This window comes from Pseudoalteromonas sp. K222D, assembly GCF_017653575.1.
Taxonomy (GTDB): Bacteria; Pseudomonadota; Gammaproteobacteria; order Enterobacterales; family Alteromonadaceae; genus Pseudoalteromonas; species Pseudoalteromonas nigrifaciens.
On the sequence record NZ_JAGGDL010000036.1, the window covers coordinates 23,470 to 35,790 of the forward strand.

At 39.8% G+C, this 12,321-nt stretch carries 10 protein-coding genes; 4 read left to right on the forward strand and 6 right to left on the reverse strand.

The features are described from left to right. Positions 1–129: 129 nt before the first annotated feature. The 4 genes from J5X91_RS14755 to J5X91_RS14770 all read right to left on the reverse strand — a co-directional run bounded on the left by J5X91_RS14755 (position 130) and on the right by J5X91_RS14770 (position 4,754). Positions 130–522, reverse strand: a complete 393-nt coding sequence (locus J5X91_RS14755) for a RidA family protein (RefSeq protein WP_197181937.1) — start codon at positions 520–522, stop codon at positions 130–132. Between the two features lie 132 nt (positions 523–654). Next, positions 655–2,181, reverse strand: coding sequence for a BCCT family transporter (locus J5X91_RS14760; RefSeq protein WP_231617934.1), 1,527 nt, complete (start codon positions 2,179–2,181; stop codon positions 655–657). A 120-nt stretch (positions 2,182–2,301) separates the two neighbouring features. Next, the gene (locus J5X91_RS14765) at positions 2,302–3,294 is read right to left on the reverse strand and encodes a dipeptidase (protein ID WP_058372968.1); all 993 of its coding nucleotides are present in this window, start codon (positions 3,292–3,294) and stop codon (positions 2,302–2,304) included. Between the two features lie 14 nt (positions 3,295–3,308). After that, positions 3,309–4,754, reverse strand: a complete 1,446-nt coding sequence (locus J5X91_RS14770) for an aldehyde dehydrogenase family protein (protein ID WP_058374533.1) — start codon at positions 4,752–4,754, stop codon at positions 3,309–3,311. Between the two features lie 93 nt (positions 4,755–4,847). Here J5X91_RS14770 and J5X91_RS14775 point away from each other — a divergent pair, with 93 nt between their 5' ends. The 3 genes from J5X91_RS14775 (at position 4,848) to J5X91_RS14785 (ending at position 8,601) form a co-directional block, all read left to right on the forward strand. Continuing rightward, a complete protein-coding gene (locus tag J5X91_RS14775; RefSeq protein ID WP_058372967.1) occupies positions 4,848–5,747 on the forward strand; it encodes a LysR family transcriptional regulator in 900 nt (299 codons plus the stop codon). Positions 5,748–6,142: 395 nt separating this feature from the next. Next, positions 6,143–7,852 carry a hypothetical protein gene (locus J5X91_RS14780; RefSeq protein ID WP_208835122.1) on the forward strand — a complete coding sequence of 570 codons (1,710 nt, stop codon included), beginning with the start codon at positions 6,143–6,145 and terminating at the stop codon, positions 7,850–7,852. A gap of 11 nt (positions 7,853–7,863) precedes the next feature. Then, positions 7,864–8,601 (forward strand): DUF3726 domain-containing protein, encoded by a 738-nt coding sequence (locus tag J5X91_RS14785; protein WP_058372965.1) that lies wholly within the window; start codon positions 7,864–7,866, stop codon positions 8,599–8,601. A 67-nt stretch (positions 8,602–8,668) separates the two neighbouring features. Here J5X91_RS14785 and J5X91_RS14790 read toward each other — a convergent pair whose 3' ends face one another. Together J5X91_RS14790 and J5X91_RS14795 are read right to left on the reverse strand one after the other, a co-directional pair. Continuing rightward, positions 8,669–10,228, reverse strand: coding sequence for a BCCT family transporter (locus tag J5X91_RS14790; RefSeq protein WP_197181859.1), 1,560 nt, complete (start codon positions 10,226–10,228; stop codon positions 8,669–8,671). Between the two features lie 569 nt (positions 10,229–10,797). Next, positions 10,798–11,151, reverse strand: coding sequence for a YkgJ family cysteine cluster protein (locus J5X91_RS14795; protein ID WP_011327756.1), 354 nt, complete (start codon positions 11,149–11,151; stop codon positions 10,798–10,800). 334 nt (positions 11,152–11,485) lie between these two features. Between J5X91_RS14795 and cysZ the strand changes: the two genes are divergently transcribed. Next, positions 11,486–12,217 (forward strand): sulfate transporter CysZ, encoded by a 732-nt coding sequence (gene cysZ / locus J5X91_RS14800; protein WP_348272533.1) that lies wholly within the window; start codon positions 11,486–11,488, stop codon positions 12,215–12,217. Positions 12,218–12,321: the final 104 nt, after the last annotated feature.

The window sequence follows — 12,321 nt, forward strand, 5'->3', positions numbered from 1 at the left end:
GTCCCTAATGAAGTGGTTACTACTGTTATTTGCATTATGTAAACGTAAAAAGCCAGCATAGTGCTGGCTTACTCATACCTTCATCTACCAGCCTTTTGGGCGCAAAAACGAGGTACTTAACTTTAATAATTAAGGTACTGCAGCGTAAGCCACTACTTCACACAGCATCTCTTCTCGGGCTAAGCCTGCTACTATCATAGCAGCACGATTTGGATAAGGTGGCTTAAAATACTCTGCGTACACTTTATTAAAAGTGGCCAACTGCGAACGTTCGGTCACGTAAATAAGGACTTGCGTTACATCATCCATAGTAAGCGAAGCTGCTTCAATTGTGTGCTTAAAGTTCTCCATTGTTTGACGCGCTTGTGCTTCAATACCACCGGCAACAACTTTGCCTTCTGCATCAATTGGTATTTGTGCAGTTGATAATGTGCCATTGGCAATAATTGCCCATTCTAATGGGGCTTTAGATGCGAATAAATTAGTTTTAACAGGTGTTTTCATTTTAGTTTCAGCTCTAATTGGATAAGTAACATTATGGTTGGTTGTTTTGCCCAAACTGTTGGAAAAATTTGGGACTTTAAAATTAATTCTATTAAAATGCAGTAAATGAAAAGGCTATAGCCATAGCCCTTTTATCCTTAATTTTAACGTTTACAAACCTTGCTCATCAGCCATTTTTTTAGCTATTTTCGGCGCGGTCCAAAGCGAAGGTAACAGTACAAAAGACACTGGCACTGCGGTTACTACAATAAACGATTGCAAAGCAGAAATACCTCCAGAGCCAATAGAGATTAAAATAGCAGCCATAACCCCCATCATAACTCCCCAAAACACCCTGATTGATGTTTGCGGGTGATCAGTTCCAGTCATTACCATAGAGACTGAATAGGTCATCGAATCACCAGTGGTTGCCACAAAAATAGTGGTTAATATTAAAAATAATACTGAGATAACAAAACCCATAGGCAGCTGCTCAGTAATGGCTAATAGCGCTGCAGGTAAGTTAAAACCAGTAAAAGGTTCTGAAATGACACCGGGATTAGCCAGCTCGAAAAATATTCCTGAACCACCTACTATCGTAAACCAAAAACAGGTGATAACAGGGGCAATTACAGAGATCAGCATGATCATTTCACGAATAGTGCGACCGCGTGAAATACGTGCAACAAACATCGCCATTAATGGACCATAGCCTAAAAACCAGCCCCAAAAAAATACCGTCCACCAATCCAACCAGGCGGTATCGGCGCGAAAGGTCGCCATAGGAATAAAGTTATTAATATAAAGACCAAATGATTGAATATAGCTGTCGAAAATAAATGCCGTTGGCCCCATTACTAAAATAAATAACATTAGCGCTACCGCTAAAATAACATTAAAGCTACTTAGCATCTGAATCCCTTTGGTCACACCACTGACTGCCGATAGCGTGTAAATAGCAATTAAGCTAAATAAAATAACCACTTGAGTTGTATAGGTATCGGGAATGCCAAATAGTTTTTCTAAACCAAAGCTCACTTGTAGTCCTAAAAAGCCAATTGGTCCTACAGTACCGGCAACAACCGCAAGTACACAACATGAGTCAACAATAGCACCAAAAGCGCCTTTCATTACACGGTCGCCAAACACAGGGTAAAGTAAAGTACGTGGTTTAAGCGGTAAGCCTTTTTCGTAATGTAAATGCATGTACACTATGCCAGTTAGGCTGCCTAAAATAGCCCAGGCTAAAAACCCCCAATGCATAAAGCTTTGTGCTAATGCATTAAAAGCCGCGTTTTTAGTGCCCGACTCGCCACCAAAATGCGGCGGCGATGAAATAAAGTGCGCCATTGGCTCAGCGGCAGCCCAAAATACGCCTCCACCAGCAAGCAGCGTACACATAATGATGCTGATCCATTTAAACGTCGAAATTTCAGGAGACTTTAACCCACCTAAAACAACCCTACCCGTGCGACCGATCGCTAAAAATATACCGATAACAAAAGTCGAAAGCAGTAGTATTTGCCAAAATGCGCCAAAAGTTTTAGTAGAAAATGCAAAGGCGGTATTGATCCAACTCGACATCAAGTCAATATCGTAAAGCGCTAGTGCAGCAAACAACACGAGTACTCCCCCACTGATCAATAGTACCGCTATATCTACCCCAGGCAGAATTTTATTGCAGGGTAATGTACCCATATCCTGTTTTATCGTTGTACTGGTGGTATTCATTTCTCGTCTCCTGATGGATCTCTTTTAGTTATAGTTTATCAATATGTTGTATTACTTTTTGATATCACTCCTTAATAACAAATTAATTTATACGTCTTGTGGTTTCAGGCCTTTATTTAAAAGATTAAGCCAATTTAAGCCCATTATTTTTGCAACTTCATTATCATGAAAACCTCGTGCCTGAAGCCCTTTTGTAATATTGGGAAAATCGCTACTATCTTTAAACCAAGGTAACGGTTTGGGCCAATCTGCATCCGACTTAGAGCCTTCGCCATAATCCATTTCTTTAGACCAACGTCCGTTTCGCATCCACTGTAAAATTGAGGTTGGCTGCTCTTGGCATAAATCGGTACCAATACCAATATTATCTATACCCATTAAATCGGCCGTATTTGCCACCATGTCGCAAAATTCGTTTAAAGTGCAATCGGGGCCATTTTTAAGATGAAATGGATATAAACTAAACCCTAATAAACCGCCCGACTCACCAAGTGCTTTTAGTACAGTGTCTGATTTATTACGTTTAGCGGCATGAAAACTACTTGGATTAGCATGCGAAATGACGATAGGACGCTGCGATATTTCAATTGCTTCCAGCGTGCTTCGCTCACCACTATGGCTCATATCAACAATCATGCCTACGCGGTTCATTTCTTTAATAACTTGGCGGCCAAAACGGGTAACACCGCTATCTTCAGCCTCATAACAACCACAAGCTAACAAGCTTTGGTTGTTATAAGTGAGCTGCATAATCATTAAATTTAACTCGCGCATGATTTCCACCATACCAATATCATCTTCAATGGTTGAACAGTTTTGTGCACCAAACATAATCCCCACTTTGCCTAACTTTTTGGCAAGGTGAATATCATCTGTACTTTTTACTGGCATAATCAGATCATTATGCATCTCGAACAGGCGATTCCACTGTGCGATACGTAATAATGTTTCACGAATTTGTTCGTGGTAAACAATGGTCACATGCACCATTGTTACGCCACCACTTTTAAGTTGTTCAAAAATAGTTCTATTCCAATTGGAATACTGCAATCCATCAATGACAATTAGATCGTTATGCATAATGATTCCTTAGATTATGAGCGGATGTAAGTTGTTTTAACTATGGTGTAAAACTCTTTCGCGTAAGTACCTTGCTCACGTGCACCAAAGCTAGACTCTTTACGACCACCAAATGGTACATGGTAGTCAGTACCCGCTGTTGGCAAGTTAACCATGACACAGCCTGTTTGTGCGCGGCGTTTAAAGTCACTCGCATATTTAAGTGATTGCGTACAAATTCCGCCTGTAAGACCATAGTTTGTATCGTTTAATGTGGCTAAGGCTGTTTCATAATCTTTAACTTTGATAACACAAGCAATTGGCGCAAACGCTTCTTCGCGGTTAATGGTCATATCGTTAGTAGTATTAATAAACAGAGCAGGCTTTAAGTAATAACCTTCGGTTTCCTCAGTGATCACTTCACCACCGATGGCAAGCGTAGCGCCTTCGTCTTTAGCTATTTGTAGATACTTTAAGTTTTGTGCCATTTGACGTGCATCGGCGACAGCACCAATATGCACACCATCTCTAAGTGGGTGACCCACTACTAGCTGTTCCATTCTTTTAATTACAGCAGCAACAAAACGGTCATGGATACCTTCGGTAACAATTAAGCGCGATGATGCAGTACATTTTTGACCAGTACCAAAAAATGCACCACCCACAGCGCATTCCACTGCATTATCTAAATCGGCATCGTCTAGTACGATTAAGGCATTTTTACTGCCCATTTCAAGCTGACATTTAACTAGGTTTGTTGCTGTAGCTATAGCCACTTTACGGCCTGTTTCCAGTGAACCTGTAAATGTTAACGCATTAATTTTTTTAGAATTAATAAGTAAATCACCTACTTCAGCGCCAGGCCCCATAACTAAGTTAAACGTACCTGCTGGTAAACCTTGACGTGAGATGATTTCGGTTAATGCCCATGCACTTGCTGGTACTTGGTTAGCGGGTTTAAATACAATGGCATTACCAAAGGCCAGTGCCGGAGCAATTTTCCATGCGCCAGTAGCCGTAGGAAAATTCCATGGAGTAATAATACCCACAACACCAACAGGTTCTCTGCGGGTTTCAATTTCAACTCCTGGACGTACTGAATCGGCCGTTTCGCCCATTTGGCGTAACACTTCTGCAGCGTAGTAATGAAAAAATTGACCTGAACGATAAGTTTCGCCCACGCCTTCTGCTAATGTTTTGCCTTCTTCACGTGCTAGTAGTTTGCCAAGCTCATCTTTACGGGCAATTAACTCATCACCAATGGCCATTAAAACGCGATAGCGCTCTTCAAGACCACTTTTTTGCCATTCGAGTTGACCTACAATCGCAGCATCAATTGCTGCTTCTGTTTGTGCTTTATCTGCTTGGGCGTAATGTCCTATCGTATCGCTTAAGTCTGCTGGGCTAATATTCTCAATTGAACTTTTACCTTCAACCCACTGACCTGCGATGTAATTTTGAAACACTGAATTTGATGACATAAATACCTCCATTAAATAATTGGATTCAGTATAAGAACCATGCTCTAATAACTAAAATTAATAATTAATATGTTTTGATAAGGAAAACTTATCGTGCTACCTGAATTTAAAATTACCCAGCTACGACATTTCGTCTGGGTTGCTGAATTAAAAGGATTTCATTACGCTGCGCAAAAGGCATGTCGTACACAGCCGGCAATCTCTTTATCGATTCGTGACCTTGAAAATAAATTAGGTGCCGATGTTTTTGAAAAGCGAAGTACGAAAAGTACTATGACTGAGCTTACACCATTTGGTAGAAACTTTTTGCCCAAAGCAAAAGAGCTGATTGCCCATCACGACAGTATTTCTCAAGATATGGTATTAATGCGCCAAAATAAAACGGGCCATTTACGCCTTGCATCTGTGCCCTCCATCGGCTGTAGATTACTGCCTAACTTATTATCTAAATTTGTGGCAGATCTTCCTGAGTTACACATTAGTCTTTATGATGATAATTCTGAAACAGTATTAAAAAAAGTCGAAAAACAACAAGTTGATTTAGGAATTGCCAGTCTTACACCTGGTCATGAACACGATAATGTACTGTTTACCCCTATATGGCAGGATGAAATAGGTGTTGTTTGTCATAAAGATAACCCTCTTACACACGTGCAAGAACTACACTGGCAGGATCTACAACAACAGCGATTTATAAGTAATGGCACTTCGCGCTTACTTAAAAAAACAGCTGCTGAGCCGCTACTCGAAAACTCGCAGTTTTATATTTCAAATATGCTATCGCTTATAGCCATGCTAGAAACTGGAATGGGTATAACCACATTACCGCGTTTTGCTTTTCCGCAACACAACAACACCTTGTGTTTTATTCCATTAAAAACCCCGCATGTGGTGCGCGAAATAGGCATAGTACAACTTAAAAACAAGTCACTTGCCCCAGCGGCACAAGCGTTAACTGACTTTATTTTAAAGCACGGGGCTGAGCAACAATAGTGCCCCAGAGCACGTATAATGAGTTACAAACCTAATATGCTTTGCGATAGTGATTAACTTTTTAACTAGATGATCACTAAATTCAACTTAACAAAACAAACAACAAGAAACACGCTAACTAACGTTATTAAGTTACATTTAAAACAATTTTAATATATAAATACTTCAATAGAATCAAAAAACAGTCCGCAACAATAAGTTTTACTTATCGATAGATAGACTTTTTTGACTTGTGCTAATTCCAGCTATTGGTCAAAAATGGCGCCACCAGTAAAATAGCACCACTTTGAGTACACATTATTTATACCATTTAAATTGGTTAACACTTAATCCCAGTTACGCGCAACGTGTGATCAATCAAACGTACTCAAACGGTATAATATGAGATCATTAACATGACTAAACATGCCGATATTCACGCTTCACTTTGGGGCGACAACGCACTGCCACTGCGCCCTGCCAGTCAAGTTATGAAACTAGAAAGGTTAGGCTCTTTACATCAAAGCCGCCTAAGCTTTATGCGCACTTTGGTACGTCGAATTTTTCGCGAGCGTTGGAAAATTGAACTTGCCACTTTAGATCTAAATGAACAAGGATTTGGGACGGTTGTTTATGAAGTACAAGCACCCGATGGATTCTTTAGTTTTGTACTTTTTTCTGAACAGCTACTGTCAGAAGAGCGTAATGATCGCGTAATTGCTACAAAGTGGGATTTAACTATGGCGTTAGTTGAAGGCCAAGTGACCCCAGAATATGTTGTCCAGTTACAGCAAAATGTACCAAAACAAGAAGCCGGACGCGTTGACTCGCGGGTTTTTGTGTTATCGCGTGCTAACCGCAGTGCCCGTAACTTTGATTATGTGGTTGAGCAACTAGCCAGCGGTAAGCAACCCGAAGTAGCAAAAATAGCAGAAGTAGGCTATTTGTATCGCACTACTGCTGTTTATGGCAGTGGTAAATTGGGTATGGCTGATTGGGAAAAAGTTCAACAAAAATTTCCTGACTTTGCACGCCCATTTGCCAGTGAGATGTTTGTTTGTTTTATGCTACGTAACTTTAGTTTACTGCAAGTAGAGCATATTGCCCGCCACCGTAATGCTGCCACATTTACCCCTATGCGCCATGATATTAAACGTTATTTTGGCATTGGTAATTCTACCGGGCTAGGCATGGCACCCTATTTAGTAAATCATCCACTACTCATAAACCAGTGGATATCTATGCGAGAACTCGCACTAGCTCGTATCAGAGCACTGGGTGCAATTACTGCATATACTCAACAATTAACGGTTGAGTTAATAACCCGTGCCGTTCAGTACACACATGAAACCATTACTGAAGATGCATCGCAAACAGCTCTAAACAAAATTGTCGTCCAAGACATGCAAAAACTTAAAGCACTGGTTACTGGCGGCTTTAATAGTTGGGATGAGTTAATTGCTTATAGTGAACAACACTGCTCTTTACAAGGTCAGGAAATGTTAGTTTCTATTATGTTAGAAATTTATCCGGATTTAGTTGATGAGCTTGAAGACTTTCACTGTTCCGATGAGTTTTTAGATTTAGATCCACTTATGCCATTACAGCAGTTAAAAGCAGTTATTGAACAACGTTATGATTGGGCGCTGGCTATAGACTTTGACGCTGAGGGCGCTAAAGAAACTTATTGGTATCGCTCAGAAGAGAAAATGGAACCTCGCCTCGGTAGTATCGCCGACGTAGAAGGTAAAAAGAAAGCGATGGCGCTTGCCGTAGGTTACGCGGTGCGCAAATGCTATAACATGCTGGTTGAATATATAGTAAACAACCCGGAGCACATTACTGCGCGCTTTATGGTAGCTCACCCTAAGTTACGCGGTATTGTAAGGCGTATTCAAAGCATGAACCGCAGTGTATATGGTGATATCCAGGCCAACTTACTCGATCGCGATGTGTTACCTATACATTTACTGCGCTGTAAACTTGCTTTTTTTGGCGTGAGTAAATTTGATCCTCGATCTCGATTATGGGTAAGAAATACCATGTTTCAAGGCGCACCATTACTTGAAGACATTGGTAAACCATTTATTGATGACTGGTTTATGCCATTAACACCAAAACAATAAGGAGATTCTTTGTGAATATTTCTATGAATGAACTTAAAGCCTCGCTACGTAGGTGTTTTGAAGCTAGTGGCTATTTTGTTGGTAACTATGAAGATGCTGCAAACATGGTGTTGTGGTTAGAAAAACATGGTTTAAATGGCTTAAAAGAATTACGCCAGGCGCTGCCATACCTTTGTGATGATGCTGACAAGCCGCTAAGTAATGTAATTTATGAAGATAGCACTTCTGCAATTATTGATGCGCACAATCGTAGTGCACTAAATTGTATTGCTGCAGCAGTAGATCTGGCCCATGCAAAAGCACTCGAAACAGGTATTGCAACCGTAACTGTGCATAACTGTCATAACAGAATGTTTGTACTAAAAGCATTGACCGACCGAGGTCGCAGAGGGATCAGTACTGCGGCTTATTGGAAAAATGGCAGCGATATAATTACCGAACATACTGCAGCTATTCTTTCGGGTAGACGTTATCCTAGCTATAGCAGCGGTGTAACCAACTTAATAACCACTGATGATGACAAGCAAGCGTTAACCATTATTTGTAGTTCAAGGGTCGATTTAACTACTTCACTTCAAAGTGATGACAGTCATATGATTAGCGCTGAAAAAATTGAAAAAAACAAAAATCACTCAGTTAATCATGGGATCGAAATTGACGAAGATATTTGGCTAAAAATAAATTATCTCGGTGCGGGAGTCTTGGTAGAAAACACCGATCGCTCTAGACTCGATGCAGGGGGGCGCTAACCTGTAAATAAGATTGATTGCCTCTCGTTGGGCAATCAATCCTTTATTTAGCTTTAACGTCTATTGCTTATAAACCTTGCTCAGTAGCCATTTTTTTCGCAATTTGTGGGGCCGTCCAAAGTGATGGTAACAACACAAAAGATACAGGTACGGCGGTTACTACAATAAACGATTGCAGTGCAGAAATACCACCAGAACCTATCGAAATTAATATTGCTGCCATAACTCCCATCATAATGCCCCAAAACACTCTAATGGGTGTTTGCGGATGATCGTTACCTGTCATTACCATAGATACCGAGTAGGTCATAGAGTCACCCGTGGTTGCTACAAATATTGTGGTTAAAATTAAAAACAACACCGATATAACAAAGCCCATAGGCAGCTGCTCAGTAATGGCCAACAGCGCAGCGGGTAAATTTAAGCCCGCAAAGGGTTCTGAAATAACACCCGGGTTTGCTAACTCAAAAAATATTCCTGAACCACCCACTATCGTAAACCAAAAACAAGTAATAACAGGAGCAATTATTGAGATAAGCGTGATCATTTCACGAATAGTACGGCCGCGCGAAATTCGTGCAACAAACATAGCCATTAAAGGTCCGTAACCTAAAAACCAGCCCCAAAAGAATACTGTCCACCAGTCTAACCAAGCGGTATCGGCACGAAAGGTGGCCATAGGAATAAAGTTATTAATATAAAGCCCAAACGAATGAATATAGCTATCAAAAATAAAGGCTGTAGGCCCCATCAGCAAAATAAACAGCATTAACGCCACGGCTAAAATTACATTAAAGCGACTGAGTAATTGAATTCCTTTAGTAACACCACTTACGGCAGATAGAGTATAAATTGCAATTAAACTAAACAAAATGGCCACTTGAGTGGTGTAAGTATCTGGAATACCAAATAGTTTTTCTAAACCAAAGCTTACTTGCAAGCCTAAAAAGCCAATAGGGCCTACCGTGCCTGCTACTACAGCTATAACACAACACGAATCGACAATAGCACCAAATGCGCCTTTCATTACGCGATCGCCAAATACCGGATACAACAAAGTACGCGGCTTAAGCGGTAAACCTTTTTCGTAATGTAAATGCATATACACTATGCCAGTCAGGCTGCCTAAAATAGCCCAGGCTAAAAAACCCCAATGCATAAAGCTTTGCGCTAAAGCATTAAATGCAGCCTCTTTAGTGCCTGATTCACCACCAAAAATTGGCGGCGGCGAAATAAAATGTGCCATTGGCTCAGCAGCAGCCCAAAACACCCCGCCACCAGCAAGGAGTGTACACATAATAATGCTGATCCACTTAAAGGTAGTAATCTCTGGCTTTTTTAAGCCACCTAATACCACTTTCCCGGTACGTCCAAAGGCTAAAAACAACCCAATTATAAAGGTCGAAAGCAATAATATTTGCCAAAAGGCACCAAACGTTTTAGTAGAAAAAGCAAAGGCGGTATTGATCCAACCCGACATCAAATCAATATCATAAAGTGCTAGCACAGCAAATAGCACAAGGATGCCACCACTGATTAAAAATACCGGTATATCAACCCCTGCCAAATACTTTATTGTAGATGAATGCTCATCCTTATGTTGTTTTGTTACTCCAGTGGTACTCATTTATCGTCTCCTGATGGATTTTTAGTTACCGACATAGCGACATACCACAACACCCACCCTAAATACGAAATTACACAATGAAGCGACGCTAATCAAAAGGTTAAATTATCTTTCGATCTTGCTTTATTTCGAGTTTAGAAAATGCCATAACAAATATCTTAACTGCCAATTTGTGAATATTTTACCCTTTTCAGCAACCTAATCCAACGGTACTCTAATTATTAATAGTGAATTTACACAATAGCAAAGCCTTGCTTACAGCTATTTTTAATAATAAACAAATATAAAACAACAATTTTGAAGGGGCTAGGCAAACAGAAATGGCAATATAAATAAAGAGATGCGAAAGTACTGCGATAAAAAAAGGTACATAAGGCTAAGTTTATTAATAGTCAAATGCATAATCAATCTCGTAATAAATTTAATATGTATTGATAGTATTTTTGTAAAATAACTAAGAGAGTGTTTGGAATAAACTTATTGATGGTTTTTAAATTATTAGCAACGCGTATAACACACATAAAAAAAGCGCTTAATAAGCGCTCTATTACTTTAATAAATACCGATACTTACACTAATACTTGACGCGTGTTTGCTATAAAGTGATGTACTTCACGCTCAATTTTAGGGTCAACAGGTTCGTCTGGTCGACGATCATTCGGGCAAGGCATTCTTGGCGTAGTACCAAATAAGCGACAAATTAATGGACGCTCGTCATATACAGTGCAGCCATTGGGACCAAGATGTACACAATTGAACTCGTTTAACGCCGCTTCATGCTCAGCATCTGTTTTTACCGGTAAGCGCGACATTTCCTCTGAAGACGTTGTTACTGGCCCGCAGCAGTCGTGGCATCCTTTTACGCATTCAAACGCTGGAATATTAGCGCGTAATCGTAAAATTACTTCCTGATTTTTGTACATCACTATTTATACCCTTTATTTTTGCAACGCACTGACGCGGCAACTTTACTAATTTCTCCACAATGCATCAAAGCGATGCCTAAGCCTAGAGTGGCTAGATCAGCTATAGTACGCTTTGCACTGCCCAAAAATCAAGCTAAGTTAGCATTTAGTTACGCCATAGCGCCAATATACACAGCTTATAAACTAAATATTATTTATTAAGCAGGATGAATAAAGTAGTAAACTGGCCGTTGTTATTATTTTACTTAAACACTTTGTTACCTAAAAATACTGTTTAAAATTACTCAGCTATTTATACTAGTGCAAATGAAAAATATTTTTTGAGGTAGTTGTGCAGATCATACAAGGTATGGAGTATTTTTTTTCGGGTTTTAAATTAATTACTCAAAAGGGATTAAAGCGTTTTGTGTTTATTCCGCTGTTAATTAATATTTTACTTTTTGGTAGCTCGTTGTTTTTTTTATTTGGCTGGTTAAGCGACAGTTTTAGCTACATAAATAATATGCTACCCGAGTGGTTAAGCTGGCTTGAGTGGTTAATGTGGCCCGTTGCCCTGTTAATAGTGCTGTTTAGCTACAGTATGTTATTTACTGTAATCACAAACTTTATTGCCGCACCTTTTAATGGTTTACTCAGTGAAAAAGTTGAGTTGCATTTAACAGGTCAAAAAATTAATGATGATGGCTTGGCTGAATTATTAAAAGATGTGCCACGCATGCTTGGCCGAGAGTGGACAAAACTTTGCTATTACCTTCCCCGCGCCATTGGCTTTTTTATATTGTTATGGGTGTTGCCGGTTATAGGGCAAATACTGTGGGTGCTTTTTTCGTGTTGGATGTTTGCCGTGCAATACCAAGATTACGCGTTCGATAATCATAAAATCAGCTTTAAGCAAATGAAAACCGATTTACAAAGCAAGCAAGGTTTATCGTACGGGTTTGGTTTTGCAGTAATGTTGCTAACAGCCATTCCGTTGGTAAATTTAATTGTAATGCCTGTTGCTGTTTGTGGTGGCACCAAATTATGGGTTGATAACTTTCGCAGCCAATACCGAAATCAATAATATGAAATAAAAAATGGGTCACTTGACCTAATGCCGATCAGTTAAGGTTAATTGATCGGTTGACCGATCTAAATGATCGTGAATAATCCGTAATTAGTTTCGCT

Excerpts from the sequence above, each read along its gene's own strand:
- J5X91_RS14765 (WP_058372968.1), bottom strand. The coding sequence starts at position 3,294 with ATGCATAACGATCTAATTGTCATTGATGGATTGCAGTATTCCAATTGG.
- J5X91_RS14780 (WP_208835122.1), top strand. The coding sequence starts at position 6,143 with ATGACTAAACATGCCGATATTCACGCTTCACTTTGGGGCGACAACGCA.
- J5X91_RS14790 (WP_197181859.1), bottom strand. The coding sequence starts at position 10,228 with ATGAGTACCACTGGAGTAACAAAACAACATAAGGATGAGCATTCATCT.
- J5X91_RS14795 (WP_011327756.1), bottom strand. The coding sequence starts at position 11,151 with ATGTACAAAAATCAGGAAGTAATTTTACGATTACGCGCTAATATTCCA.
- J5X91_RS14770 (WP_058374533.1), bottom strand. The coding sequence starts at position 4,754 with ATGTCATCAAATTCAGTGTTTCAAAATTACATCGCAGGTCAGTGGGTT.
- J5X91_RS14760 (WP_231617934.1), bottom strand. The coding sequence starts at position 2,181 with ATGGGTACATTACCCTGCAATAAAATTCTGCCTGGGGTAGATATAGCG.